The organism is Shewanella sp. FDAARGOS_354 (genome assembly GCF_002209245.2).
Lineage (GTDB): Bacteria > Pseudomonadota > Gammaproteobacteria > Enterobacterales > Shewanellaceae > Shewanella > Shewanella xiamenensis.
The window spans coordinates 4,046,293-4,072,361 of the sequence record NZ_CP022089.2 but is presented as its reverse complement, the minus strand read 5'-3'; the positions used below and the strand labels follow the sequence as shown (position 1 = coordinate 4,072,361).

The following is a 26,069-nucleotide window of genomic DNA, read 5'->3' as shown; positions in this document are numbered from 1 at the left end:
ATGCGCTTTACAGATATCTTTATTAGGCGACCCGTACTCGCCGCCTCAATCAGCTTTCTCTTGCTGCTGTTAGGCTTTAATGCCCTCAATAGCATGCAAGTGCGTGAATATCCGAAGATGACGAATACCGTAGTCACGGTATCGACCAGTTATTACGGCGCGGATGCAAATCTAATCCAAGGTTTTATTACACAACCGTTAGAGCAAGCGCTAGCGCAGGCCGATAACGTTGACTTTATGACCTCAGAGAGCTTTCTCGGCACCTCGAAAATTTCGGTGTATATGAAGCTCAATACCGATCCGAATGGCGCCTTGGCCGATATTCTCGCCAAAGTAAACTCGGTGAGATCGCAATTGCCCAAAGAGGCTGAAGATCCCAGTGTTGAAATGTCCACTGGCTCGCAAACCTCTGTACTGTATATTTCATTTTTTAGTGACCAGATTAACTCAAGCCAGCTAACGGATTACCTTGAGCGTGTCGTCAAACCCCAGCTCTTTACCATTGACGGCGTTGCTAAGGTGAATTTATACGGTGGTATTAAATACGCCATGCGTATTTGGCTCGATCCGGCCAGAATGGGGGCGTTTACCCTCTCCTCCAGCGATGTAATGCAAGTATTGCAGGCGAACAACTACCAGTCAGCGGTGGGTCAAACCAACAGTGTTTACACCCTTTTTAACGGCACCGCAGACACCCAAGTTGCTACCATCGAAGAGTTAAAACGCTTAGTGATCGGCAGTAAGGACGGTTTAGTCGTCCGTCTCGGTGATATTGCCGATGTTAGCCTCGAAAAGAGCCACGATATCTACCGCGCCTTAGCCAATGGCAAAGAAGCCGTGGTCATCGGCCTTGATGTCACGCCAACGGCGAACCCGCTTACCGTCGCGGCAGATACCCGCGCCCTATTACCTGAAATCGAGCGTAACTTACCGCCATCCATTGGTTCGAGCATTCTCTACGACTCCTCACTCGCAATTGATGAATCGATTAAAGAAGTGGTTAAAACCATTGGTGAAGCCGCGATTATTGTTATCGTGGTGATCACCCTCTTCTTAGGTTCGCTTCGCGCCGTGGTGATCCCCATTGTAACCATTCCGCTCTCGCTGATTGGGGTTGCCATCATCATGCAGATGTTTGGTTTTACGCTCAATCTCATGACCCTGCTTGCCATGGTGCTCGCCATTGGTTTGGTGGTTGACGATGCGATTGTGGTGGTCGAAAACGTCGACAGGCATATTAAGCTGGGTGAGTCGCCCTTTAGAGCCGCGATTATCGGTACCCGCGAAATCGCTGTGCCAGTGATCTCCATGACCATAACCCTCGCCGCAGTTTATGCGCCGATTGCCTTAATGGGTGGGATCACCGGCTCATTATTTAAGGAGTTTGCCCTTACACTCGCAGGTTCTGTGTTTATCTCGGGCATAGTGGCACTGACACTGTCACCCATGATGTGTGCCAAAATTCTCAAACCCCATACCGCACCTAATCGGTTCGAAATGGGAGTCGAAAACTTCCTCACGGGCCTGACTCGCCGTTACAGCAACATGCTAGATGCGGTGATGTTACATCGCCCAGTGATCGTCGCCTTTGCGATTATCGTGTTCGCTTCACTGCCTGTGTTGTTTAAGTTTATCCCGTCAGAACTGGCGCCCAACGAAGATAAAGGCGTGGTAATGATGATGGGCACGGCACCTTCGACCGCTAACTTGGACTACATCCAAGCCAATATGGGTTTAGTCACGGATATGATTAAGGCACAGCCTGAATCGGCCGCGTCACTCGCCTTCGTGGGCGTACCAAGTTCCAGCCAAGCCTTCGGGATCGCGCCATTAGTGCCTTGGAGTGAGCGGGATAAGAGCCAAAAACAAATGCAGGAGTTTTTTGCTAAAGAAGTGAAGCACATTCCTGGAATGGCGATTACAACGTTCCAAATGCCTGAGCTGCCTGGGGCGTCGAGTGGTTTACCGATTCAGTTTGTGATTACTACATCAAACTCCTTCGCCAGCCTCTTCCAAATCGGTACCAGCGTACTGGAAAAGGTGCAAAAGAGTCCCTTGTTTGTGTACTCAGAAATCAACCTGAAATTTGATTCAGGCACAATGAAACTGCATATCAAGCGTGACTTAGCCGGGACCTACGGCGTGACCATGCAAGATATCGGGATCACACTCGCCACCATGATGAGTGATGGCTATGTGAATCGCATTAACTTGGATGGTCGCTCCTACGAAGTGATCCCACAGGTGGAGCGTAAACTGCGGGCGAACCCAGAATCGCTGGCTAATTACTATGTCAAAGCCGCCGATGGTAAATCCATTCCGCTATCCAGCTTGGTTGATATTGAAATGGTGGCCGAGCCTCGCTCACTGCCGCACTTTAACCAAATGAATGCCTTGACTGTGGGTGGTGTAGCCGCGCCAGGCGTAGCCATTGGTGATGCCATCAGCTTTTTGCAAAATATTGGCGATAACGAGTTACCTAAGGGTTATAGCTACGACTTCCTCGGTGAAGCGCGCCAGTTTGTCACTGAAGGTTCAGCACTTTATGCCACTTTCTTACTGGCAATTGCGATTATTTTCTTAGTACTCGCCAGCCAATTTGAAAGCCTTAAAGATCCCTTAGTCATCTTGGTATCTGTGCCGCTGGCGATTAGCGGCGCCTTGATTGTACTCGGGTGGACCCATGTGTTTGGCTTAGCCAAAATTAATATCTACACCCAAGTAGGATTAATTACCTTAGTGGGTCTTATCACTAAACACGGGATCTTGATGTGCGAAGTGGCCAAAGAGGAACAACTCCACCGTGGGCTATCTAAACTTGAGGCGATTAAACTGGCGGCAACCATCCGCTTACGCCCGATTTTAATGACCACAGCAGCGATGATTGCGGGTCTGTTACCGCTATTGTTTGCTTCCGGCGCAGGTGCGGTAGCACGCTTTAATATCGGTATTGTGATTGTCGCAGGTTTATCAATTGGGACCATTTTCACCCTGTTTGTATTACCGGTGATTTATACCTATCTTGCTGAAAAACATGAGCCTTTGCCCGTGTTTGACGAAGATACCGACGGGCTAGCCCACAACAGCTAACCGCATCCAAGTAAAACCTACGTCCCTTAAGACGTAGGTTTTGCAAGGCGGTTTTCTTTTGAAAGCCAACGTACTAGGTTACAATCCCCACATTCAGTAAAGAGGCGGACAAGAAGATGATCAATCCAAAGAAAATCGAAGAAATGGCGAAGCAACTGAGCGATAGCCTGCCCAGCGGTCTTAAGCAATTTGCCGGCGAATTTGAAGAGCGCAGCAAGCAAGTGCTGCAAAATCAATTGCTCAAGTTGGATATGGTGTCCCGTGAGGAGTTTGAAGTACAGCAGCATGTATTACTGAAAACCCGCGAGAAATTAGAAGCCCTGCAAGCACAAGTGAATGAGCTTGAGAAAAAGCTAAACGCCGCGGACTAACTTATAATGCGTGTTTGAAAGAGCACAGTTAGCGATGGCGCAGCTGTGCTTTTTTGTTTTAACACTTCAAGCATTAAGTCACTTAGGGAAATAATGCAACAACTCGCCAGCTACATCCTTGCTATTCAAGGCTATCCTAGCCCAGTTTCAGTGGTGAGCCACACCCAAGAGCAGCAAAGTTATCGAGACGATAATGCTGAAATGTGTGAATCTTTGACCTTATATCACTTCGACAACGGGGTTGTGGTCAGTCTGTTAAGCGAGCAAGATAAACAGGCTGATGAGCCAAACGCGATTTGTGAGGATTATTGGTTGAGTTATCGAGTCGTCACCGCCAATATCGCGATTTCGCCGCAGCAAAAGTCCTTTAGCAATCTCTGCCAACAAGGCTTTTGGCTTAAGATGCAGCAAGGGCTTAACGAGTAAGAATAGCCGTCGGCGCCTAGACCTAGCGCCAGAGCTCGAATCGTCAGGGAAGAAGACAATGGATATCGCAAGCACCACTTTTAATCAGGACTATCTGCTTTGGGGATTGTTGCTCCTTGGCGGCCTGCCACTACTCAGTTATCCCTTTGTAGCCCTCGCCAGCCTGATGGGACTTGCCAGCCGAACCACGATTAACGTGCACTGGTTTTACCGGCTGATGAATAAGAGTTTTCTGTGGGGAACCCTTGCCTATCCCTTAGTGTATATTCCCTGCTACTGGCTCGCGCGGGGAACCAAGGATTCATCATCCTTAGCCTATGCCGCACTGCCACTGATCTTTTTGGCCTTGCTGTACCCGTGCTTTCGCTGGATGGATGTACCATCTAAAAACAAATGCCCAGATAACGACAAAGATCCCGATTAGATCTTCTGCTGCCGTGCGTATAGTTGTTTAAATGCCTTATGGTTAGCCTTCACCAGCTTCCAGCGGCTGCAACCATTAAAGCGCGCATACTCAGCAACTGCCGCCTCAAATACCGCACAAAAGCCATCATCGATACCATCGAATCCTTCTTCTAAGGTCAGTTGTTGCAGTAACAATAAACCGCTTTGCCTATCAGCTTTAACATCCACGCGGCCAACGAAGCGATCCCGCCACAAAATAGCGAGGGAATAATAGCCATATTGGCGTTTTTCGGCAGGCACATAGACTTCAATTTGGTAATCAAAATCAAACCATTGCTTTAATCGTTGCCGCTGAATTAATAGATTATCGAAGGGATTGAGTAACCAGACTCGGTTGGGCATTGCAGCGGTTAACTGCAACTCAGGGCGGTAAAAATACCATTGCCCTTCGGCCTTAAAGCTTGTCAACTCACCTTGAGACTGCATAGCGGCTAATTGCTCATTCACATTAGCTTTTATGCCTTTGCGCAGATAAGTGATTTGCGCTGCCGAGCCAAAGGCATGGGCATCGAGATAACGCTCAATCAAGTGGCAAGCAAATTCGCTCTCGCTTGGCGCTTGGGTATTGATATGCTCTGGCAGCACGCGCTCAGTCAAATCATAGCATTTTTGAAATTTATCCCTGCGCACCACCATTAACTCGCCGCGCATAAACAACTGCTCTAGCGCCTTTTTGGCGGGCTTCCAATCCCACCAGGCACCGTTTTTGCCTTCGGCATGTTCAAAGTCACTAGCTTTAAGTGGTCCTTCGGCGCGAATGCGGGCACGCACTTCCTGCATCGCGTTATCGTCTGGCTCAAACCAATGTTTGCCGCCATTTTGCAGCTGTTGTTTACGTTGCAAACTAAAACGGTAGTCGGCAATCGGCAAATAGGCCGCCGCATGGGACCAATATTCAAAAATCTCGCCCTGAGCTAACGCTGTATCTAACATCTGCGGTTGATACTGTGGTATCCGGCTATGCAACACATGGTGGTGCGCCCGCTCGACCACATTAATCGAATCGATTTGCACATACCCGAGACGGCTAATCAGCTCACAGACCGAAGTCTGCGGTTGTAATAAGCCCTGCTGTTGCATATTCAATTGCAACCACTCACGGGGTGAAAAAGGACTCGACATAAATTCTCCCAAAATGCTCAAAAACAATTGCGCCCTAAGGTTGATGCCATGACTGACCGATGATCAAAAGGATAAGCCTCTTACTTTTGTCGGATATTTCGTAAACTTAGCGTGAATTTGTCAGCTCGCGTACAACTTGAGTTAACATATGGCATTTCCTCGCTTAGGGCTATCGCTTACCTCGAGTCAAACAACTCCCTCTTACAAAGGTTAGCCCCTCATTAAGGATTGATGAATGAATATCTATTACCGCGAAGCCAAACTCTGCGGCCGTAAAACCGGCAATGGTACTAAACTGCCATTTTTAATGAATATGCTGTACTCACTCGGTGAAAAGAATGGCGAGTTACAACCTTTCAGCATCGACGATATTAAGGCAGTCCTGTTTAACCAACATCAATCGATTGGCTGCTCCATCAAAGCGCCTTTACCCATAGTCTCTTGGCGCAGTGAAGCCATTTGGTACGAGCTATTCAAAGGTGAAGCGCCCGTGTATCTGCCCCAATGCATCAGCTTTAGCAATGGCGCAATCGACTATGCGATTGTCGTGATTGGCGATGAGTATGAGCTACGTATTTGGCCGGACTGCAATAATCGTGAGCGTGAAAAACACCAATGGTTTTCACACCATGCCGCCGTATACTCCGAAGAAATCGATGTCTTTAAGGAATGTCTTGAGGTGCTACTCAAACATATCCGCAAGGAAGATGACTTTGAGGCTAAACACCCGAAATTTGGCAAACAACGCACCAGTTCAAAATAGGTTTTAGCGCACTTAAAGGCGATTGCCATAATTTTGCCACTATTGATCAGCAACTTGCCCGCAACTTCCGTGGGCAAATCTGCTTTAATACCCGCCGTAATATCGAGTTAGCCCAATAGTATGCAATGGCGACTCGCGCGTATTTCATAGGGAATGAAATCCATGTTTAACATTATTTTCTGGGTGCTCACGTTACTGAGTTTGGCGCTGTTTGGCGGCGCTATCTATTTAGTGGCGCGCGCACTCCTTAAAAAACTCAATCGTGATCAAGGAACCGATATGTCAACACAAGAGCCGTGGGCAGCAACCACTGCAAAGGGAACGGCATTAAAAAACACCACCTTATTAAAAGCCATCACCATTGGCATACTGTCGATTGTGGCCTTGCTACCGCTCGGGATCATTATGGATATGACGTCCGATCGCGAAATGCTTTACAACAGTGTGGTCGATGAAATCGGCCGCTCATGGGGCGAGCAGCAAACCCTCTCGGGCCCAGCGTTGGTAATCCCCTACAGTTATTTTGTGATGCAGGAAGAAGTCAGTAACGACGGCAAAACCCGCCACGAAGTGAAGCGCACCTATCAAGATGAGCTGGTGATTCTGCCGAAAAAGCTCACTCTCGATTTAGACCTAAAACATGATTTCCGTACCCGTGGCATTTATCAATCGCTGGTGTATAACGCGGCGCTTACGGGGCAGGCTGACTTTCGCTTAAATCGTTATGACATTCCTAACCTTATCGCCTTTGATAACAAAAATGCCCGTTTAGTCTTTGGTGTGTCATCAAACCAAGCAATTGATAAAGTGGAAAAGATTGAGGTGACAGGCGATTCAGTCTTACTCTCTGGCTCGCTGATGTCGGGCACTGGCTTGACGACTGGTGGTCTAGAGAAAGGCTTTAACCAAGGGATCCAAGTCGGCGAAGCAAGTGATTTTAGCGTGAACTTTGCCATGACACTGCGCGGCTCTCAGTCGATTAGTGCCCTGCCATTAGGTGAGCAAACCTTGTTGAATATCCATGCCGACTGGCCGCACCCGAGTTTTAAAGGCTTACTCCCAGCAGAGCGCGAAATCACTACCAACGGATTTACCGCCAACTGGAATATCAGTCACTTAACTCGCAACTATCCGCAGGAGTTTATTAAGAGTAATCAGTCGACGCTTACCGAAGTCGTCCCCAATGCCATGCTGTTTGAGCCTGTAACCCATTACGGCAAGATTGAGCGCTCAGTCAAATACGGCCTGCTGTTTATCGTACTGACTTTTATCATGTTATTTATCTTCGAGCTGGGTCAAAAGACCAGCCTAAGCACAGTGCAATATATGCTGGTTGGCAGTGCGATGGCCCTGTTCTACCTGCTGTTACTGTCACTCTCGGAGCATCTTGCCTTCCTGCAAGCCTATCTGATCGCCGCCTGTATTCCTGTGCTGTCGGTATCCGCTTATGTGGGCAGTGCCACCGCTAGCGTTAAACGTGGCGCGATAGTAGGCACTATGCTGGTGAGCTTGTATGCGGTGTTGTACTCAATACTGCAATTAGAAGATTACGCCCTACTGATGGGTACTGGCTTGTTATTAGTGGTTTTACTGATTTTGATGTTCGTAACCCGTCATCAACCCAAGGACACAGTGCAATAGCACCTACCGGTCCACCCTTGAAGACCCCCGACAGCGCACTTTTTGCTGTCGGGATTTTTTTATTGGCAAGACCACATGTGACATGTAGCCTATTGCGTTTACTCGGAGGCGAATATTTTGACTCATCCAGCCTATCTTCTACGTCGTTTGGCGCTTGTATGGTTACTGCTAGCAGCGATTCCAAGCCTACTGTTACTTACGCAAAATCAATTATTTCCGCTGCTCGATCTACAATCGCCCTTAGCCAGAGCCTTGTACTGGCTAACCACAACCGGCACAGCGCCCTATGGTGTTGCGACCGTTTTAGTCGTGTTGGCGCTTGCCTATTGTTATATGCCTAAAGCATTATTTATTAACTTGTTTTTAGCCATCAGCCTAAGCCAAGTATTAAGCCTAAGCACTAGCCATGCCCTTAAAAGCTTTTTTAAAGAGCCAAGGCCCAATCTGGTGTATCTATCTGAGCAAGCACTCCCAGATGATGCACAGTTAACTCCGCAAACCTTCTATCAACTCGCAAAACCAGAACGCTCACAGGCCATTGCTGAGGCGCTGACCGAGCTGCAAACGAGAACCTCAGCGGTAAAACTGTCCCCAAAAATCCACCAACATTGGGAAGATGAAATCGGCTATTCCTTCCCGTCTGGACACACCATTTTTGCCGTAACCTTAGTGCTAACCGCCAGCTACTATCTGCTTTTAGCGGGTTTACCTCTATTCACCAGTGCGTTATTGGTTTGGGGATTATTGATGGGCCTAAGCCGTATGCTACTCGGCATGCACTGGCCGCAGGATGTGCTCTTTTCCACCCTACTGGCCGCTATCATCAGCAGCTTAAGCATATTTTTGGTCAGTAAAATGCGTCTATTCACGCAAAGGTTTGTAAAAGCCACTTCGCAATAACGCCCTAGTTACATTGACTTAAAAGGGAATAACCATTTGTTCGTCAATGCACCTTGGATTGAAATGCCTGTGAGGCTCTGAACTGATTAGATATTTAATGTGATTGCTATTACACAAGATTTTTGGCAAACAGCGCTAACACTGGCAAACTAGGGGTAGAGTCCGCTACCCCTAAACTTTCCATGACTGAAACTCACCCATATAAACTCGACCAACTCGATTTAACCATTTTGCGTTTACTACAAACCCACGGCAGGTTATCGAATCTTGAACTGGCAACGAAAGTCGGCCTGTCGCCGTCCCCTTGCTCACGCCGCGTTAAAGCCCTAGAAGAAGCGGGTTATATTGCCGATTATGTCACGCGTCTGTCAGCGGATAAATTCAACCTACATTTGACTGCGTATATCCATGTAAGGATGGAAAAACACACGCCTGCAATCCTCAACCAATTTGAAGCCAATATACTGGGCTACGAAGAAGTCCAAGAATGCGCGCTGATCACCGGTTCTGAAGCCGACTATCAACTCAAAGTGTTAGTCCAAGATATGGCGCACTTTCGTACTTTTCTGTTAGATAAACTCACCACCAATGTGCATATCGCAGGTGTGCATTCCAGCTTCGTGTTGAAAAAGGTCAAAGAGCACACGGCCATCCCCTTAAGCCATATCACCATTGAACCCTAAGCGCAGTAAAAGTGACGGCCGCTGCGATAGCGTGAGACCAATGCAGCTATGGTTGCAGCGTCGCTACCCCAAGCAGCTCATCCTGCGAAAGGTATTTTTGGCGATAAGATCACAATTTATTAGGTTTTTACCATCGCAATTAATCGCTAAAGCGAGGCTGCCAGCCACCGCCACGAGCAACATAATCTCGAACCTCACCACAAATCAAAATTTAACACCAAAATCAAAGCAAAATACGAACAATAATTGCCGATTAACATCAATTTAACGCACAAAAATTGCGTTGAACTTCTTATTTATCCGCCTAAGATACGCCTTCTTTTTACGGGAGGCACAATGCAATCGGCCAATACAAATTCGACTAACCATTTCAGCTCACGCTTAGGTTTTATTATGGCGGCAGCCGGCAGTGCCGTTGGTGTCGGCAACATTTGGGGATTCCCCACCCAAGCGGCAACCCATGGCGGCGGGGCCTTTTTGCTGGTGTACCTAGTACTGATTTTTATCCTAGGCATTCCCATGCTGATGGCCGAACTGATGATTGGTCGCCACGGACAAACCAACCCCGCCGATGCCATGGGTAAACTCGGTTGCAACTCGCTCACCCGTAATTTAGGCAAGACAATAGGGTTGATTTCTATCGTAACAGCAGGGTTGATCTACACCTTCTACAGCATTCTTTCTGGCTGGTTTGTGAGCTACGCTATCGCCCCAATTGCCACGGCTATGGGCTCGCACGATACCGCTGCTTGGCTAATGGATTTCTCGCTGTCGCGCAATCTGGTATTCACGCTAATTTTTAGCGCGCTGGTATTTTTGGTATTGCTGCAGGGCGTACAAGAAGGTATCGAAAAATGGTCTAAACGCTTAATGCCGCTATTGTTGATCATGCTGATCGCGGGAGTGGCCTATATCTTCACCCTCAATGGCGCAAGTGAAGGTATTACCGCACTATTAACGCCTAACGTTGCCAAGGCTATCGCGCCAGATACCTTGATCAACGCACTCGGACAGACCTTTTTCTCACTCACCATAGGCACTGGTGCCATGATGGTTTATGGCAGCTATTTGAGCCAAAAAGAGAATATTGCCAAATTAACCATCTGGGTTGCCTTTACCGATAGCGGCATCGCCTTTCTCGCCGCCTTTTTAATCATCCCAGCCATGTATGTAGCCCAGCATAATGGCGTGCAGATTTTTAGCGCTGAAGGCAAGTTAATCGATTCGGATGCATTGGTCTTTACTGTTTTACCCGCCTTATTCTCAACCCTAGGCGACACGGCCAACCTCATTATTAGCGTGGTGTTCTTTATGCTGCTGATCATCGCCGGCCTGACATCAGCCATTTCCATCGCCGAGGTGCCAACGAGTTATGTGATGCAAAAATGTGGATTCAGCCGCCAACGTGCTACCTTGATCATCGGCCTATTGTTGACCTCATTATCCTTATTACTGGCGGTATTTTTTGAGACGCTATTTAGTTTCACTATCATGCTAACCACGCAAATGGCCCAACCGCTGGTCGCCCTCGGTATCGCGATTTACTTAGGTTGGATTTGGCGCCAAAGCCAGTTACTCAAGGCGATAAGTGGACAAGAGGGTGTCGATGCCACGGGGCTTTTCTGGCGCATTTGGCCAAGGTACGTGAAGTATGTTTGCCCAGTACTAATCATCGCGATCGCGATCAGGCAATTTGTGTAACTCTTTAAAAAAACAAAATCCCCGCTTAATGCGGGGATTTTTTATTGAACAATTAACAGATATAGGCTGCTTTTGAAGGTGGAAAGATTACTGCTCGATACCCACGATTAACCAAGGCGCGTTGGCTTGTGTAAGGTTACGCTCTAAATGCCAGATTTCCTTAATGTCTTCTTCGACACCTTCAACCGTATCACGGTAGCGGCCGCTAAACTTAACACTCACTTCCGCCAGATTAGCATTGTGTGTCGCGCGGACCAGTTCAGCATCTAAGAACATCACTTCTGTATGCTGTTCGCCAACGAGCTCACGGCGTTGGTTGCTGAGCTCATTAAAAAGCTCAATCGAAACATACTCTTGAATTTTGCTTAAATCGTTTTCGTTCCATGCTACTTGCAGGGTTTTGTAATGACTACGCGCGCCTTCTAAAAAGCTAGGTAAATCAAACCCCACAGGCAAATGGAAAGGCACTGTGCTCGCCGCTTGAGCAAAACCATTGCTGCCACTGTTTGCACTGCTGGCAAAACCGGTTTGTTCCGCTTGCTGGCGTTGCAGATTCGGATTAGGTTGACCCGCACCTGCGTAGGCAGGTCTTGGCTGGGTACTGGCTTTTGAAGCCATCAGAGTACGGACAATTTTAAACAGCACGAATGCCAACAGAGCGATAATCAAAATATCCATAAATTGAATATTTTCAAAACCTTCGCCCATAAATAGCGCAGCCAATAAGCCACCCGCTAATAAACCGCCTAACATGCCGCCCATCATACCTTTCTTGCCCGCAGCAGGTGCTGGCGCAGCGGTAGGCGGGGTTGTGGGAGTATTAGTTGCCGCAGGCTGAGCCGGCGCCGTTTGATGACTTTTGCCAATAGACTTATTACTGCCGAATTTTTTTGCTTCTGCGACGGGACTAGCAGCCAAGCTAACCGCAAAAATCATCGCCAGCATAATAAATAACTTTTTCATTTATAAGATCTTTGTATGTATAACCAGAGGTGCAGGCATCATAGCGGGATGACATTATATGTCAACTATCAAAAGAGGGGCCTAAATAGCTGTTCCAAATAGTAGATCAAAGGAAGGGAACTCAGTCCTGTTTGAGCGATCTGATCTATCGCCAAACAAACCCACCACTCGCCGAGGACTGAGAATGGCCATCTTACCACCACTTTGTCGCGCAGAGCGCAAACAACTACAGAAATTGATCCATAAAACCAAGGATAAACACTTCGCTCGACGTCTTATCGCTATGCTGATGCTGCATCAAGGGCTGTCGATTACTGACGTTCATCATGCTACTGGTGCAGCACGCTCCAGTATTGGTCGTTGGTTAGGCTGGTATACCGAAAGCGGCGTTGATGGGCTTAAATCTCTGCAGCTGGGACGGCCGGCAAGCTTGCCCATAGACCCCATATTGCTCTGTCTATCTTTGCTTATTCAGCTATGCCCACAGGACTTTGGTTACCAACGTAGCCGCTGGAGCAGTGAACTGCTTGCCATGGTGATTAATGCACAGCTTAAGCTCAGCATCGCTGCATCCACCGTCCGCCGATTACTACCCAAAGCAGGAATGGTCTGGCGCCGCTCGGCTCCGACATTGCGTATCAAAGACCCACACAAAGAGGAGAAAATGGCCGCGATAAATCAGGCACTTGAGCAGTGTTGCGTCGAGCATCCGGTTTTCTATGAAGATGAAGTAGACATCGACTTGAACCCAAAAATCGGGGCAGATTGGATGCCAAAAGGACAACAAAAACGCGTTGTCACCCCAGGCAACAACCGTAAGCATTACATAGCTGGAGCCCTGCATGCCAGCACCGGGAAAGTGCTTTATGTAAGCCACGATAGCAAAGCGTCAGAGCTGTTTATTGCCATGTTGGAGAAGCTTAAGCGTCATTACCGCAAAGCCAAAACCATCACGCTCATCCTGGACAATTACATTATTCATAAGAGCCGTAAGACCGTAGCTTGGCTCAAGCATAATCCCAAATTCAGATTACTATTTCAGCCGGTATACTCGCCGTGGGTCAACAAGATAGAACGCTTATGGCTCGCACTGCATGAAACGGTAACCCGCAATCACGCTTGCAGGAACATACGGGAACTGCTTGGCATGGTATGGCATTTTATGGGAACCGTTTCCCCATTTCCTGGCAGTGGGCATGGCACGGCGAAAATGTAGCAGTATTCGGATCAGCTATTTAGGCTTACAAACTTCGTTTGTTCTTCTAAATCAAAATCAAAGTCGTGTGGACTTCCTCACTGCTTGTTCAACTTGACTCAACTAAGAATGCTTCTAACGATATGATTATTCGGCTATGAATGACGTGAGAATCGATTAAGCACTGTCATTCCAGTGACACGCAGCAAGCACATCCCTGTGTGCTCGACCGTGACATCCCTGTCACGAACGGTCACTTACATGCCAGTGCTTAATCCTGAAGGATCCCCTCATAAATCAGCCATAGCATAGCCATATTTGAGCAACTGATTGGCGAATAATACCCAGGCCGCCAGCAATTCTTTCTCCGTGATTTGATAATCAGGCCGCCTGAGTACCTCCAATCCCAAGCGAATCGTTGAGAGTACCGTTCGATGCCCAATGGTATTGGCCTGAAAATGCTTATCCCAGCCCTGTTGCTGTGCGTGTAAACCAACTAGCCACAACAGGCATTGAACCATCAACGCTATCAGTAGGATGATGTCGAATCGCTCTGGACTGTTGGTACGACTTTGGCGTAAGCCAAAGCCGTATGCCGGGCTTTTGAGGTCACGAAAGGTTTCCTCTATTTGCATACGTTTGGCGTACAGGTTTACCAGCTGCTTTGGGCTCCGAGATTCTGGTGGTAAATTGCTGGCTAACACCCAAGGCTCTTTCGCCGATGTTGAGTACGTTTTTGCCGATGGATGGTGGCAATTAGTCCTCGTTGAACGCTGATTTGTACGCCCCTTAGGTTTGCTACGATAAAGCGTGAGATGGCAATTGATAGGGTTAGTTTTGGTCAAGGTCTTACAACCCAGGCTCTTCGCTTGACCGTTGGCCAAGTCATGTGTACTGCGAACTGCACGCCAATTTTCAGCGCCAATATCTGCAAATTGAACTGTACCGCGAATACGGCTTAGCCAAAACCAACCATGCGCCTCAACCTCTTTGTACCAAGGCACTTTGAACCCCGCGTCAGTCACGATGAGAGGGGTAACATGCAAAGGTAAAATCTTGGCTAAGTCCGCTAAAAAACCGTTGTGGGAGGCCTTAGAGCATTGTTCTGATAGGGGATAGGACTTCTCATACAGGGTAATAGAGCGGCCATTGAAGGCTATTGAGGCGCGCAGAGCCATGATGCGTTTATGCTCTCGGATGTCTGACCAATCGACGAGCACAATCGGCATAGGGTTACCAGAACAGATGAGGCTGGCATGCCATTGGTAGACAGCTAACCGTTCTTGATGCAGATGCGTGTTGCCGAGCAAACGATCAATGCGCTTGATGTTGTGCTTGGTTCGGGCCGTGGTTGGTAAATTTCGACCTAACTCAGTCAAGGTCAGTGTCTTACATTCAATCAGTGCCTTAGAGGCCAGCATCAAGCTGTTTAATCGTTTTAGGTGAAGTTCTGGGCAGTATTGGTGTAAAGAATGTTGTAGGATATTGGCTTCGCGCATCTTGTTGTCCAAGTGTAGTTTTTAGCGAAACCATTTGATCATGCAACAAGATGCGCTTCCACTCTAATTTGATGATTTATTTGTAAATCATCAGGGGATTCTTCAGTGCTTAATCCCGTTAACTTCCGTGTATCCTGATAGCCAGAACTCCGAAACCCGAAGCCAAGATCTAAGTACCATCTAAGCAGATATAGCTTTGGAAGAGCCATTAACACAGTCGCCATAGTGAAAAAAATGCATGTCCTATCTTTTAGGTCATTCCAGTAACTCACAGGCTTTAGTTATAAAAAGATTCGACGAAGAGTACCTAAAAAGATGTGTATGTTCTGACTCTGCGACGTAAGAAGTGATTAAGCACTGTCATTCCCAACAGTAATCTGTCCCCCCTCTTACAAATATACACTCTGTAAATTTAACAATGGTTAGCTCGTTAATTAAATTGTTAACTAACGGCCAGCGAATAAATAAAACAAGTGAAAATTACAAAAGTTGATAACGAGCAGGTTAATTTAAAGTTGTTCGATAACGTCTTCCAGTTATAACCAAGAATCAGAATGTATGGTATCCACACGACAGCTGAGTATAGCCACATTAATCCAATTACTAGATTTCCTTCATGGCTTCTTGTATTTGCTGTATTAAGAGTAACCCAAATACCTTGCAAGCAATAATATGTAGGGAAAAGCAGAATAAAGCTTAAAATTATCATCCATACTTTAGCACTAATCATCAGTATCAATCTCCATTTGCAACCTAATGCCCACTTAATATCCTTACTACTTACTAACAGTCAACCCACTTTATAGAAGCTTAACAAGGCACATATTGTAAATTTTTCACATATCAAAACTTAAAATATCCCAAAGCTAGATTTCCACTTAAACACATTGCGGGAATGAAGAAAAAATATCTTTCACCATAAAAACCTTATAAACCAAACCTTATCATAGAGGCAAAGCGTTTGCGGTATGGTGTTCGTTCATATCTGATCCTCTAGCCTAAAAAATACCGCACATAGGAATATAGGGAGTGTCACTTTGATAGCAGAAGCATTATTGGCCATGCACTACATGATACAAATAAAAATTGCTATTGGTGTTATGCAACCAAGTACGTAAGTGATAATACTTACTCTAATACCCTCTAGGTCTTCATCATTTGGACCGTATAACGGGTATTTACCAATAGTTACAACTCTCAGTACAAACCACCCAATCCAATACCAAGGCCGTGTAATTATGCCCTGCTCAAGCAATAATACTAACAATCTAAATATCCATATGAAAGGCTTAACAATTAATTCAAAAATATCCATTTATTATTGGTAACCTTAGATTATAAGCAGTATTAAGCCACCCCAAATGAGCACATCATTAGACACGATACCAATCACTGCTTTTGTACTTTTCAGGAATATCTTGTTCAAACGGTTCGCTATAGCCAAGTTTACCTAGCTCATCAAACCATTGTTCACGTCTTGATGTAGGTAACCTAGAGCCACACCATGGGCAAAAATTTATCGTGATTGATGATGTGCCGCCGTCATGAATAATCAATCCGTACTCATCGAATTTATCAGAATAATTAATAAGATGAACGGCGCATTCCTCCACGTGGTGGTCGCATTTGTTGTTTATAAAACTTTTCATTTGTTCACAGCAGTGATTCATAAGGTACCTGCATAATAGTAAAAAATTTAACGAGCCGCCCATTGTTAAACTCTTGAAATGCCCTAGTTGTAAATAACAGACTATCAGGTATAGCAAAGCCTTAACCGGATTAAGCACTGTCATGAAAGTGACCGTTGGCGGCATGGATGCCGCCATCGAGCCTATAGGGACATATTCACGGCGTGTCACTGAAATGGCAGTGCTTAATCAATATACCCCCGCACTAAAGAACGGTACTGTCTCTATAAAAAATCCCCGCATTACGGGGATTTATAAACTATCAAAGACAGCTAAAACTAACTAAGTTACAAACACTTATTATCCGATTTATCATCGGAAGAAAGTGCTCGGCTAATACTGCCGAAGATTGCAGTTAAAATCCCGATGCCCACATCCATCTGCCGGGCATTGCTATCATCACCGCTAGCCTCACGTTGACTCTGATTGCCAGCAGTGCCTCGCACAAAATCACAACTGGCATTGCTCGTATTGGTGGAGGCACAACCACTTAAGAACAGAATCAAACCGCCAATCACTATACGTGAGCTAACTAAACGCAAACTCACTCTGCGTAACATCCCTATACGCGAAACAGACTTATTAATTCAGCACCTCTTCTAGGGCGCGCAAACAGAGCGCGACATTCTCACGACGGGCACCAAAGCCCATTAAACCGATGCGCCACGCTTTACCTGCAAGTGCACCAAGACCAGCACCTATTTCAAGGTTGTAATCTTTAAGGAGACGCGCACGCACAGAGGCATCGTCAACACCTTCGGGGATATAAATGGCATTAAGCTGTGGCAAGCGCGAATCTTCGGCAACCACAAATTTCAGGCCGAGTTTTTCAAGGCCGGCACGCAGCACTAAATGCATGTCTTGATGACGTTTCCATTCATTTTCTAAACCTTCGGCCGCCAATAAACGCAGCGATTCGTGCAGGGCATAAAGCGCATTAACGGGCGCGGTATGGTGATAGCTGCGCTTACCACCCGCGCTGGTCCAATAGGCCATTACTAGGCTTTGATCAAGGAACCAACTCTGCACCGGCGTTTTACGGTTTTTTAGCTTTTCTACCGCAGCAGGCGAGAAAGACACAGGCGATAAGCCCGGTACGCAGGAGAGACATTTCTGGCTGCCAGAATAAATGGCATCGATGCCCCATTCATCGACTCTTAATTCCACGCCGCCGAGGGATGTGACCGCATCGACAATCGATAAACAGCCGTATTGTTTAGCTAATGCGCATAGGGTTTTGGCGTCACTTAACGCGCCTGTTGAGGTTTCGGCGTGCACAAAAGCAAGGAATTTAGCATCGGGGTTGGCCTTAAGCGCCGCTTCAACGGCAGCAGGGTCGACCGGCGTACCCCATTCGTTATCCACCAGCACCGCAATCGCACCAACGCGCTCGACGTTTTGGCGCATACGCTCACCAAACACACCATTGCGGCACACAATCACCTTTTCGCCGGGTTCGACTAGGTTCACAAAGCAGGTTTCCATGCCCGCACTGCCGGGGGCCGACACTGCCATCGTCATTTCATTTTTGGTCTGAAACGCATATTGGATCAGGCTTTTAAGCTCATCCATCATAGCGACAAACAATGGGTCGAGGTGACCGACGGTCGGTCTTGCCTGTGCGGCTAACACTTCAGGATAAACATCCGATGGACCTGGGCCCATCAAAATGCGGCGAGGGGGATTAAAGGCAGAAAAATGCGGTGCAGGTAACATCATGTCTCCTTAATGCGTAGGGTCGAGGTCTGACTATTATTAGAGCATTCACTCTTGATTTGTTAAACCAAATTACCACAAAAAGGGGCGCCTGTGCGCCCTTCCTTTAGCCTAAGTTGTAACCTAACGCTAAGTGACTACACAGGCAGGTTGTTTTTCCCTTTTCCGGCATTCAAAAACAGCTGATAAGCAGGGCTTTGCGTCTCTTCTTGATAGACAAATCCCAGCTCAGTTAAAAACTGCTGAAACGGCAAGGCATCGCCCTCGGGCACTTCAAACCCCGCCAGCACTCGGCCAAAGGCTGCGCCGTGATTACGGTAATGGAATAAACTGATATTCCACTTGCTCTGCAAGGTGGTTAAAAACTTCAGCAGCGCACCGGGATGCTCGGGAAACTCGAAGCTAAATAGGCGCTCCTCTAATGGCTCTGGCGGATGACCACCGACCATATAACGCACATGCAATTTCGCGGTTTCGTCACCGGATAAGTCCTGCACTTCAAAGCCATGGTCTTCTAAGGTATTGATAATTTGCTCTAGCTCCCCCTGACCTTTGGTTAGGCGAATACCCGCAAACACCACCGCCATATCGCGGCTGCTAAAGCGATAATTAAATTCAGTCATCACCCGCTTTTCGAGCAGCTCACAAAAACGCAGGAAGCTACCCGGACGCTCGGGCACTTTAACCGCCAGCACAGCTTCTTTTTGCTCACCCAGCTCGCAGCGCTCCGACACATACCGCAGGCTGTGGAAGTTCACATTCGCGCCACTTAAAATCGCCGCGACCTTCTCACCGCGACCACTCTCACCTGTAACATTGGTGCTGACATATTTTTTAAGCCCAGCTAAAGATAAGGCGCCCGCAGGTTCAGCAATGGCGCGGGTATCTTCAAAAATATCTTTCACTGCTGCGCAGATTTCGTCAGAGGTGACCGTCACCACGGCATCTACACACAGCTTGGCGACACGAAATGGCTCTGTGCCGATACGCTTAACCGCCACACCATCGGCAAACAGGCCCACTTGCGCCAGCGTCACCGGCTCGCCCGCTTCCATCGCCGCCTTTAAGCAGGCCGCATCTTCAGGCTCAACGCCAACGATTTTAACCTGTGGCATCACAGCCTTGTAATAAGCAGCAATCCCAGCAATTAAACCGCCACCGCCCACGGGCACAAAAACCACTTCAAGGTCGCGCTGCTGTTGCAGCATTTCTTGGGCAATGGTGCCTTGACCAGCGATAACGGCTTCGTCATCGAAGGGGGCGATATAGACTCGGCCCTCTTCTTTGGCCAGCGCCATCGCAAAACCATTGGCTTGATCGAAAGCTTGGCCGTGCAATACCACGTTGCCACCTAAGCGGCGCACCGCATCGACTTTAATATCCGGCGTGGTTTCGGGCATCACAATCACCGCATCCACACCACGACTGGCAGCTGACATTGCCACGCCTTGAGCATGATTGCCCGCCGAGGCACACACCACGCCGCGTTGGCATTCAGCTTGGCTCAACTGAGCAATGCGGTTATAGGCGCCGCGCAGCTTAAAGGAATGCACAGGCTGCATATCTTCGCGCTTTAAAAACACTTGGCAGCCTAAACGCGCCGAGAGTTTATTGAGGCTCGAGAGTGGTGTCACTTTCGCAACATCATAAACCGACGACAGCAGGATTTTTTGCAGGTAGCTTTGCGCAAGCTGACTCTTTTCTAAGGCAGAAGTGACCGATTGCGCCTTATCGGACTGAACTTGAGAAGCCTGGGCTTCAGCCTGCTCCGTTTGCGACGATGCGAGAGATAACATATCAGTCCTCCAACTTACTGCGATCGCGCACCGCGCCCTTATCGGCACTGGTGGCAAGCATGGCGTAGGCTTTAAGTGCCATCGACACATAACGCTGACGCGAAAGCGGTTTCCACTCCATTGGACCACGGCCGAGCATGGTTTCACGGCGCGCAGCCAATTCGGCATCACTTACAGCGAGCTTGATACTGCGCTTAGGAATATCGATTTCAATGCGATCGCCGTTTTCAATCAAGGCAATCGTGCCGCCCGCCGCCGCCTCAGGCGACACATGGCCGATGGATAAGCCGGATGTCCCACCAGAGAAGCGGCCGTCGGTAATTAGCGCGCAAGCCTTGCCTAAGCCGCGGGATTTTAAGTAACTGGTGGGGTACAACATTTCTTGCATACCCGGACCGCCTTTTGGCCCTTCGTAACGAATCACCACCACATCGCCCGCCACCACTTCGCCACCTAAGATGCCAGCGACTGCGTCGTCTTGACTTTCGTACACCCGAGCGCTGCCGATAAAGGTCAGATTCGATTCATCCACACCCGCCGTTTTAACGATACAGCCGTTGTCCGCCAGATTGCCCGATAACACGGCCAAACCGCCCTCTTGGCTAAAGGCAAATTCGCGGCTACGGATACAACCTTCACGCCTGTCATCATCCAGCGATGGCCAGCGGCAGTCTTGGCTAAAGGCTTTAGTGGTGGGAATGCCCGCAGGTCCCGCCATAAAGAATTGTTTTACTTTGTCATCTTGGGTTTGCATCACATCGTACTTGGCGAGCACCGACTTGAGATTGCCGCCCGCATCGGCAGCAACATGTGGCACATCGGTATGAAGCAATCCGGCGCGGTCTAACTCGCCTAAGATGCCCATCACGCCACCGGCGCGGTGCACATCTTCCATATGGTATTTAGCGGTCGACGGCGCCACCTTGCACAGATGCGGCACTTGGCGCGACATACGGTCGATATCGTCCATAGTGAATGCCACGTCTGCCTCCTGCGCCGCAGCCAATAAGTGCAACACAGTATTGGACGAACCGCCCATGGCAATATCCAGCGCCATGGCGTTTTCAAAGGCTTTAAAGCTGGCGATGTTGCGCGGCAGTGCCGAGGCATCATCTTGTTCGTAGTAACGTTTGGTCAGTGCCATCACGCGGCGACCCGCTTCTAAAAACAGTTCGCGGCGGTCGCTATGGGTCGCGAGCATGGAGCCGTTGCCCGGCAACGACAGGCCTAGGGCCTCGGTTAAACAGTTCATCGAGTTGGCGGTAAACATCCCAGAACAGGAACCACATGTAGGGCAAGCGCTGCGTTCGATTTTAGCGCTATCTTCATCGCTCACACTCGAGTCGGCTGCCGCCACCATGGCATCGACTAAATCGAGCTTGATAAGCTTGTCCGACAGTTTAGTTTTACCCGCTTCCATCGGCCCGCCCGAAACAAATACTACGGGGATATTGAGGCGCAGCGCCGCCATCAACATGCCGGGGGTGATTTTGTCGCAGTTAGAGATACAAACCAGCGCATCGGCGCAGTGGGCATTGACCATATACTCGACGCTATCGGCGATAAGCTCCCGCGAAGGCAGACTGTAGAGCATGCCACCGTGGCCCATGGCGATACCATCATCGACGGCGATGGTGTTGAATTCCTTGGCGATACCGCCCGCCTCTTCGATGGCGCCCGCCACCAGAGAGCCCATATCTTTTAAGTGCACATGGCCGGGAACAAACTGAGTAAAGGAGTTGGCAATCGCAATAATCGGCTTACCAAAATCATTGTCTTTCACCCCTGTGGCGCGCCATAGCGCACGGGCACCCGCCATATTGCGGCCTTCGGTACTGGTTGCTGAACGTAACTTTGGCATTGACTCTATCCCTTATCTCAAATCGAAAATCGTGCCCTTAGGGCCTTACTACGGAGCCGATGCGCCGCAGCCACCGGATGCTTATGCGTGTACTTTTTGTTGCTGCAAGTTTAGCGGTAACAAGACCTTGCATTGAGTGACATCAATCAATTTATTTAATTGATTGCTGAGCAGCTCAATGGCGCGCTCGCTATCTACTTCCATATCCAGTGACAGACTCGCATCGTCGTTCATCCGCATTTGCATTTGGGTGACCGTAAAACCACGATGGCGAGTCACGCGCAAAACACGCTCAAGCACTTCGGGGCGTTGTTGAACCGTTAATTCTAGGGAGTGGATCATGTTTGTTTCTCCATTTCGTCCATCATATCGCTGTTTGATGCGCCAGGGGGCACCAGTGGCCAAACGTTAAAAGCATCGTCAATTGCAACGTGTAACAAATACGGGCCCTTAGCCGCTAACATTTCGGTTAAGGCCTCTTCCACCTCATCGGAAGAGAAAATCGTGCGGCCGGGAATATCGAAGGCCGAAGCGAGTTGCACAAAATCGGGGTTGTCTGACAGATCGGTTTCGCTGTAGCGCTCTTCAAAAAATAGCTGTTGCCACTGTTTCACCATCCCCAGTTTTTGGTTGTCGATCAGCAGGATCTTCACCGGTAATTTGCGGCGCTTGATGGTGGTAAGCTCCTGCACGTTCATCATAAAAGAGCCATCGCCAGACACTGTGACCACAGTTGCATCAGGGCGAGCCACTTGAGCACCGATAGCTGCGGGCAACCCAAATCCCATAGTGCCTAAACCTGCGCTAGATAAATGATCTTCAGGGCGACGGAACCACATATGCTGGGCGACCCACATTTGATGCTGGCCCACATCGCAGCAAACCACGCTGTCTTCGGGCAGTTTATTGGCTAAACGGCGCAGCATAGCGGGGGCGTAGATTAAGCTGCCGGGATGTTGATAATCCCATTGATGTTTACGGGCAAGATGTTCAACCTCTGCTTGCCAAGGCGTGATATCCAGCGACATAGCAAGGGCGGGGAAAATCTGGCGTAAATCCCCGGCGATAGCCACATCCGGCTGGCGTAATTTACCCAGCTCGGCGGCGTCGATATCTAAATGAATGACTTTGGCCTTGTTGGCAAAAGTCGCTAAACGACCTGTTACTCGGTCATCAAAGCGCGCACCGGCAACCACTAATAAATCACAATCCTGCACCGCTAGGTTGGCCGCCTTACCGCCGTGCATACCTAACATGCCTAAATAACCCGGGGTGCCATGGGCAATACTGCCCAAGCCCTTTAACGTGGCGACCGATGGCATACCCGTGGCTTTGATAAAATCCCGCAACTGATCGACCGCCCCCGCCATCCCCACACCGCCGCCCACGTACAGCATAGGTTGCTTTGCTTGCGCCAACAGCGCACGGGCAGCGTCGATATCACTCATCTCAGCTTGGGGTTCATTGGTCACAGCCAGTAACGGTGTACGGTATTCAAGGTGAGCGATTTGGATATCCTTAGGGATATCCACCAGCACTGGGCCAGGGCGACCCGATGCGGCGATTTCAAAAGCTTGGTACAAGGTTGGGATAAGATCGTTGACATCCGTCACCATAAAACTGTGCTTGGTACAGCTTAGCGACATCCCCAACACATCAATCTCTTGAAACGCATCTGTGCCAATCACGGCGGTTGAAACCTGACCTGTGATAGCGACAACAGGCACAGAATCCAATAACGCATCGGCAAGCGAAGTGATTAAGTTGGTCGCACCTGGGCCAGAGGTGGCAAAGCACACGCCGGTTTTACCACTGGCTCTGGCGTAACCTACGGCGGCAAAGGCGGCGCCTTGTTCGTGGCGGCTTAAGAGATGTTCGACAGGGCTTCCATAGAGGGCATCGTAGATTGGCATAATGGCACCACCTGGGTAACCAAATACTGTGGTAACACCATGTGCTGCCAACACTTTTATAACCGCGTCTGCGCCTCTTATCATCTGCCCTGGTTCCATATTTTCTCTCGCTACCTTAATTCTGAATTGTCGAAAATCGACTCGTAATCTGTGCTGGTTCGAAATGTAAGTCCCAAAACCTGGGGCCTGAAAACGAAGAACCCCCCGGTCCTTTCGGAGCGGGGGGTTCTTTCGAAACTTTTAACCTTTAGGTCTACCAGTTTGCCATGCGCCGCCCCCGCTGTGATTTAATAATCACGACGGTAATAATCACGAGAATGAGCTTGGCAGCTTGGTTAAACATCAATATGGATTCCTAATCGGTATTCTATATGAGTATCGCGTTAATTCTTGCGTCCCTGACTGAGACGGCTTACGGCAGGAGGCTTACCCCGCCGCGAGCTATTAGCTTTACCATAAAGCGACAGCCAAACACAATAAAAAATTTTCTAATGTCAAAAAAATTCAGCTTCCCTGCCGAGACAATGCAAAACAACAAAGTAAAACGTTAACAAAATCGCGTTAGTGGCGAAAAACGCCGACTAACCCATGTCAGTTTTGCCCGCTCGACAACCAACGAAGCAGGAATCAATTTGTCACGCCAAGCCCCACATCCTTAGGGGCTCGGCTTTTATCCATTAAGCTCCAACAATACTTTTCATATCAGTCATATAGCCACGAAGTTCGGCACCAATATATTCCACAGGTGTGTGGCGAATCGCATCGTTAATCGCGATTAATTGCAGATTATCAACACTATTAGAACTGTCCTTCAGACCCGCACCTAAATACTCTGGCGACATGGCATTCACATAGTCACGCAGCAGTGGTACTGCGGCATGGTTGAACAGATAACAACCGTATTCTGCGGTATCGGAGATCACCACGTTCATCTCATACAGACGTTTGCGGGCAATGGTGTTAGCGATCAGCGGTGTTTCATGCAGTGACTCATAGTAAGCCGACTCTTCAACAATCCCCGCAGACACCATAGTGTCGAACGCCAGTTCCACACCCGCTTTGATCATCGCAACCAGGAAAATACCCTTATCGAAATAAGTTTGTTCGTCGATATGTTCGCTCGAAACAGGCGCATTTTCGAAGCCCGTTTCGGCGGTTTCGGCGCGCCAACGCAGTAGGTTCGCATCATCGTTAGCCCAGTCTTGCATCATAGTGCGAGAGAACTCACCGCTGATGATGTCATCCATGTGCTTTTCAAATAATGGTTGCAGGATTTCTTTTAAATCTTCTGCAATTTCAAACGCTTTAATCTTGGCAGGGTTAGACAGTCTGTCCATCATGTTGGTGATACCGCCGTGCTTAAGCGCCTCGGTCACGGTTTCCCAACCTTGTTGGATTAACTTAGCGGCATAGCCAGGCTCAACACCATCGGCCACCATTTTTTCATAACCTAGGATGGCACCCGTCTGCAACATACCGCAGAGGATCGTTTGCTCACCCATCAGATCCGATTTTACTTCAGCGATAAAAGAGGATTGCAACACGCCAGCACGGTCGCCGCCTGTGGCGCTCGCATAGGCTTTCGCGATGTCTAAACCATCGCCATTCGGGTCGTTTTCGGGGTGCACTGCAATCAAGGTCGGCACACCAAAACCGCGTTTGTATTCTTCACGCACTTCGGTGCCTGGGCACTTAGGCGCAACCATGATCACTGTAATATCGGGGCGGATCTGCATGCCTTCTTCAACGATATTGAAACCATGGGAGTAAGACAGAGTCGCGCCTTGCTTCATCAGCGGCATCACTGCACTCACTACATTGGAATGCTGCTTATCGGGTGTTAGGTTCAGCACTAAATCGGCGGTCGGGATTAGCTCTTCAAAGGTGCCGACTTTAAAGCCGTTGTCTGTGGCTTTTTGCCATGAGGCACGTTTTTGGGCAATGGCTTCAGGGCGCAGTGCGTAAGCGATATTCAGCCCAGAGTCACGCATGTTCAGACCTTGGTTAAGGCCCTGAGCACCACAGCCTAAAATCACAATATTCCAATCTTTGATGTAATTGCAGCCATCACTAAACTCAGAGCGGTCCATAAAACGGCACTGGCCAAGTTGTGCTAATTGTTGACGCAAATTCAGAGAGTTAAAATAGTTAGCCATCTGAGATACCACCTTTCAGTCGGGAATTGGGGACTCAACCAATATCAACCTATTGTTAACGATTGGTTGTGATTGAAATCACTATAACCTATGGCTATCGTTGCTTAAAATGATATATTC

Annotated in this window: 22 protein-coding genes; 11 read left to right on the top strand and 11 right to left on the bottom strand. The window is 48.5% G+C overall.

Translation table 11 applies throughout. The annotated features are described in order from the left end of the window. The 4 genes from CEQ32_RS18355 to CEQ32_RS18340 all read left to right on the top strand — a co-directional run bounded on the left by CEQ32_RS18355 (nucleotide 1) and on the right by CEQ32_RS18340 (nucleotide 4,311). Nucleotides 1-3,090 carry a multidrug efflux RND transporter permease subunit gene (locus tag CEQ32_RS18355; protein WP_088586565.1) on the top strand — a complete coding sequence of 1,030 codons (3,090 nt, stop codon included), beginning with the start codon at nucleotides 1-3 and terminating at the stop codon, nucleotides 3,088-3,090. A gap of 116 nt (nucleotides 3,091-3,206) precedes the next feature. Next, nucleotides 3,207-3,461, top strand: coding sequence for a ubiquinone biosynthesis accessory factor UbiK (ubiK, locus tag CEQ32_RS18350; protein ID WP_023266071.1), 255 nt, complete (start codon nucleotides 3,207-3,209; stop codon nucleotides 3,459-3,461). A 93-nt stretch (nucleotides 3,462-3,554) separates the two neighbouring features. Then, nucleotides 3,555-3,887, top strand: a complete 333-nt coding sequence (locus tag CEQ32_RS18345; protein WP_069454098.1) for a hypothetical protein — start codon at nucleotides 3,555-3,557, stop codon at nucleotides 3,885-3,887. Between the two features lie 58 nt (nucleotides 3,888-3,945). After that, nucleotides 3,946-4,311, top strand: a complete 366-nt coding sequence (locus tag CEQ32_RS18340) for a hypothetical protein (RefSeq protein ID WP_088586564.1) — start codon at nucleotides 3,946-3,948, stop codon at nucleotides 4,309-4,311. Here the strand turns inward: CEQ32_RS18340 and CEQ32_RS18335 are convergent. Further along, on the bottom strand, nucleotides 4,308-5,474 hold the full coding sequence (locus CEQ32_RS18335) for a winged helix-turn-helix domain-containing protein (RefSeq protein ID WP_088586563.1): 1,167 nt from the start codon (nucleotides 5,472-5,474) through the stop codon (nucleotides 4,308-4,310). The genes CEQ32_RS18340 and CEQ32_RS18335 overlap by 4 nt on opposite strands. Nucleotides 5,475-5,709: 235 nt before the next feature. On the opposite strand from CEQ32_RS18335, the gene CEQ32_RS18330 reads away from it, so the two are divergent. The 5 genes from CEQ32_RS18330 to CEQ32_RS18310 all read left to right on the top strand — a co-directional run bounded on the left by CEQ32_RS18330 (nucleotide 5,710) and on the right by CEQ32_RS18310 (nucleotide 11,162). Beyond that, nucleotides 5,710-6,237 carry a hypothetical protein gene (locus CEQ32_RS18330; RefSeq protein ID WP_088586562.1) on the top strand — a complete coding sequence of 176 codons (528 nt, stop codon included), beginning with the start codon at nucleotides 5,710-5,712 and terminating at the stop codon, nucleotides 6,235-6,237. Between the two features lie 162 nt (nucleotides 6,238-6,399). Beyond that, nucleotides 6,400-7,878: a cell envelope integrity protein CreD gene (gene creD / locus CEQ32_RS18325; protein WP_088586561.1), complete on the top strand. Its 1,479-nt coding sequence runs from the start codon at nucleotides 6,400-6,402 to the stop codon at nucleotides 7,876-7,878. Nucleotides 7,879-7,995: 117 nt separating this feature from the next. Then, nucleotides 7,996-8,778: a phosphatase PAP2 family protein gene (locus tag CEQ32_RS18320; protein ID WP_069454095.1), complete on the top strand. Its 783-nt coding sequence runs from the start codon at nucleotides 7,996-7,998 to the stop codon at nucleotides 8,776-8,778. 182 nt (nucleotides 8,779-8,960) lie between these two features. Then, a complete protein-coding gene (locus CEQ32_RS18315; RefSeq protein ID WP_037427707.1) occupies nucleotides 8,961-9,461 on the top strand; it encodes an Lrp/AsnC family transcriptional regulator in 501 nt (166 codons plus the stop codon). Nucleotides 9,462-9,797: 336 nt separating this feature from the next. Further along, complete coding sequence (locus CEQ32_RS18310) at nucleotides 9,798-11,162, top strand: sodium-dependent transporter (protein ID WP_088586560.1); 1,365 nt, start codon at nucleotides 9,798-9,800, stop codon at nucleotides 11,160-11,162. 87 nt (nucleotides 11,163-11,249) lie between these two features. Here the strand turns inward: CEQ32_RS18310 and CEQ32_RS18305 are convergent, their stop codons facing one another. Then, on the bottom strand, nucleotides 11,250-12,125 hold the full coding sequence (locus CEQ32_RS18305) for a Tim44 domain-containing protein (protein ID WP_069454093.1): 876 nt from the start codon (nucleotides 12,123-12,125) through the stop codon (nucleotides 11,250-11,252). A 184-nt stretch (nucleotides 12,126-12,309) separates the two neighbouring features. Here CEQ32_RS18305 and CEQ32_RS18300 point away from each other — a divergent pair, with 184 nt between their 5' ends. Further along, entirely contained in the window at nucleotides 12,310-13,341 is a 1,032-nt protein-coding gene (locus tag CEQ32_RS18300) for an IS630 family transposase (RefSeq protein ID WP_069453395.1), read from the top strand. 269 nt (nucleotides 13,342-13,610) lie between these two features. Here CEQ32_RS18300 and CEQ32_RS18295 read toward each other — a convergent pair whose 3' ends face one another. Next, on the bottom strand, nucleotides 13,611-14,819 hold the full coding sequence (locus CEQ32_RS18295) for an IS4-like element IS10A family transposase (protein WP_001206290.1): 1,209 nt from the start codon (nucleotides 14,817-14,819) through the stop codon (nucleotides 13,611-13,613). Nucleotides 14,820-16,192: 1,373 nt separating this feature from the next. After that, complete coding sequence (locus tag CEQ32_RS18285; RefSeq protein WP_226871845.1) at nucleotides 16,193-16,468, bottom strand: DUF6980 family protein; 276 nt, start codon at nucleotides 16,466-16,468, stop codon at nucleotides 16,193-16,195. A 142-nt stretch (nucleotides 16,469-16,610) separates the two neighbouring features. Here CEQ32_RS18285 and CEQ32_RS18280 point away from each other — a divergent pair, with 142 nt between their 5' ends. Next, nucleotides 16,611-16,793 carry a hypothetical protein gene (locus CEQ32_RS18280; protein WP_088586559.1) on the top strand — a complete coding sequence of 61 codons (183 nt, stop codon included), beginning with the start codon at nucleotides 16,611-16,613 and terminating at the stop codon, nucleotides 16,791-16,793. Between the two features lies 1 nt (nucleotide 16,794). Here the strand turns inward: CEQ32_RS18280 and CEQ32_RS18275 are convergent, their stop codons facing one another. The 7 genes from CEQ32_RS18275 to ilvC form a co-directional block, all read right to left on the bottom strand. Then, nucleotides 16,795-17,055 (bottom strand): hypothetical protein, encoded by a 261-nt coding sequence (locus tag CEQ32_RS18275; protein WP_088587011.1) that lies wholly within the window; start codon nucleotides 17,053-17,055, stop codon nucleotides 16,795-16,797. A gap of 34 nt (nucleotides 17,056-17,089) precedes the next feature. Next, entirely contained in the window at nucleotides 17,090-18,223 is a 1,134-nt protein-coding gene (locus tag CEQ32_RS18270) for a pyridoxal-phosphate-dependent aminotransferase family protein (protein WP_088586558.1), read from the bottom strand. A 137-nt stretch (nucleotides 18,224-18,360) separates the two neighbouring features. Beyond that, nucleotides 18,361-20,019 (bottom strand): threonine ammonia-lyase, biosynthetic, encoded by a 1,659-nt coding sequence (ilvA, locus tag CEQ32_RS18265; protein WP_088586557.1) that lies wholly within the window; start codon nucleotides 20,017-20,019, stop codon nucleotides 18,361-18,363. 1 nt (nucleotide 20,020) lies between these two features. Continuing rightward, the gene (ilvD, locus tag CEQ32_RS18260; protein ID WP_088586556.1) at nucleotides 20,021-21,880 is read right to left on the bottom strand and encodes a dihydroxy-acid dehydratase; all 1,860 of its coding nucleotides are present in this window, start codon (nucleotides 21,878-21,880) and stop codon (nucleotides 20,021-20,023) included. An 81-nt stretch (nucleotides 21,881-21,961) separates the two neighbouring features. Continuing rightward, nucleotides 21,962-22,222, bottom strand: a complete 261-nt coding sequence (gene ilvM / locus CEQ32_RS18255) for an acetolactate synthase 2 small subunit (RefSeq protein WP_037423344.1) — start codon at nucleotides 22,220-22,222, stop codon at nucleotides 21,962-21,964. Next, nucleotides 22,219-23,892 carry an acetolactate synthase 2 catalytic subunit gene (gene ilvG / locus CEQ32_RS18250; protein ID WP_069454087.1) on the bottom strand — a complete coding sequence of 558 codons (1,674 nt, stop codon included), beginning with the start codon at nucleotides 23,890-23,892 and terminating at the stop codon, nucleotides 22,219-22,221. Before ilvG ends, ilvM begins: the two co-directional genes overlap by 4 nt. A 578-nt stretch (nucleotides 23,893-24,470) precedes the next feature. Then, entirely contained in the window at nucleotides 24,471-25,949 is a 1,479-nt protein-coding gene (ilvC, locus tag CEQ32_RS18235) for a ketol-acid reductoisomerase (protein ID WP_047533967.1), read from the bottom strand. Nucleotides 25,950-26,069: the final 120 nt, after the last annotated feature.

Bases quoted from the DNA above. Each gene is read 5' to 3' on its own strand.
- CEQ32_RS18355 (WP_088586565.1), top strand. From the start codon at position 1: ATGCGCTTTACAGATATCTTTATTAGGCGACCCGTACTCGCCGCCTCA.
- ubiK (WP_023266071.1), top strand. From the start codon at position 3,207: ATGATCAATCCAAAGAAAATCGAAGAAATGGCGAAGCAACTGAGCGAT.
- CEQ32_RS18345 (WP_069454098.1), top strand. From the start codon at position 3,555: ATGCAACAACTCGCCAGCTACATCCTTGCTATTCAAGGCTATCCTAGC.
- CEQ32_RS18340 (WP_088586564.1), top strand. From the start codon at position 3,946: ATGGATATCGCAAGCACCACTTTTAATCAGGACTATCTGCTTTGGGGA.
- CEQ32_RS18335 (WP_088586563.1), bottom strand. From the start codon at position 5,474: ATGTCGAGTCCTTTTTCACCCCGTGAGTGGTTGCAATTGAATATGCAA.
- CEQ32_RS18330 (WP_088586562.1), top strand. From the start codon at position 5,710: ATGAATATCTATTACCGCGAAGCCAAACTCTGCGGCCGTAAAACCGGC.
- creD (WP_088586561.1), top strand. From the start codon at position 6,400: ATGTTTAACATTATTTTCTGGGTGCTCACGTTACTGAGTTTGGCGCTG.
- CEQ32_RS18315 (WP_037427707.1), top strand. From the start codon at position 8,961: ATGACTGAAACTCACCCATATAAACTCGACCAACTCGATTTAACCATT.
- CEQ32_RS18310 (WP_088586560.1), top strand. From the start codon at position 9,798: ATGCAATCGGCCAATACAAATTCGACTAACCATTTCAGCTCACGCTTA.
- CEQ32_RS18305 (WP_069454093.1), bottom strand. From the start codon at position 12,125: ATGAAAAAGTTATTTATTATGCTGGCGATGATTTTTGCGGTTAGCTTG.
- CEQ32_RS18300 (WP_069453395.1), top strand. From the start codon at position 12,310: ATGGCCATCTTACCACCACTTTGTCGCGCAGAGCGCAAACAACTACAG.
- CEQ32_RS18295 (WP_001206290.1), bottom strand. From the start codon at position 14,819: ATGCGCGAAGCCAATATCCTACAACATTCTTTACACCAATACTGCCCA.
- CEQ32_RS18285 (WP_226871845.1), bottom strand. From the start codon at position 16,468: ATGAAAAGTTTTATAAACAACAAATGCGACCACCACGTGGAGGAATGC.
- CEQ32_RS18280 (WP_088586559.1), top strand. From the start codon at position 16,611: ATGAAAGTGACCGTTGGCGGCATGGATGCCGCCATCGAGCCTATAGGG.
- CEQ32_RS18270 (WP_088586558.1), bottom strand. From the start codon at position 18,223: ATGTTACCTGCACCGCATTTTTCTGCCTTTAATCCCCCTCGCCGCATT.
- ilvA (WP_088586557.1), bottom strand. From the start codon at position 20,019: ATGTTATCTCTCGCATCGTCGCAAACGGAGCAGGCTGAAGCCCAGGCT.
- ilvD (WP_088586556.1), bottom strand. From the start codon at position 21,880: ATGCCAAAGTTACGTTCAGCAACCAGTACCGAAGGCCGCAATATGGCG.
- ilvM (WP_037423344.1), bottom strand. From the start codon at position 22,222: ATGATCCACTCCCTAGAATTAACGGTTCAACAACGCCCCGAAGTGCTT.
- ilvG (WP_069454087.1), bottom strand. From the start codon at position 23,892: ATGGAACCAGGGCAGATGATAAGAGGCGCAGACGCGGTTATAAAAGTG.
- ilvC (WP_047533967.1), bottom strand. From the start codon at position 25,949: ATGGCTAACTATTTTAACTCTCTGAATTTGCGTCAACAATTAGCACAA.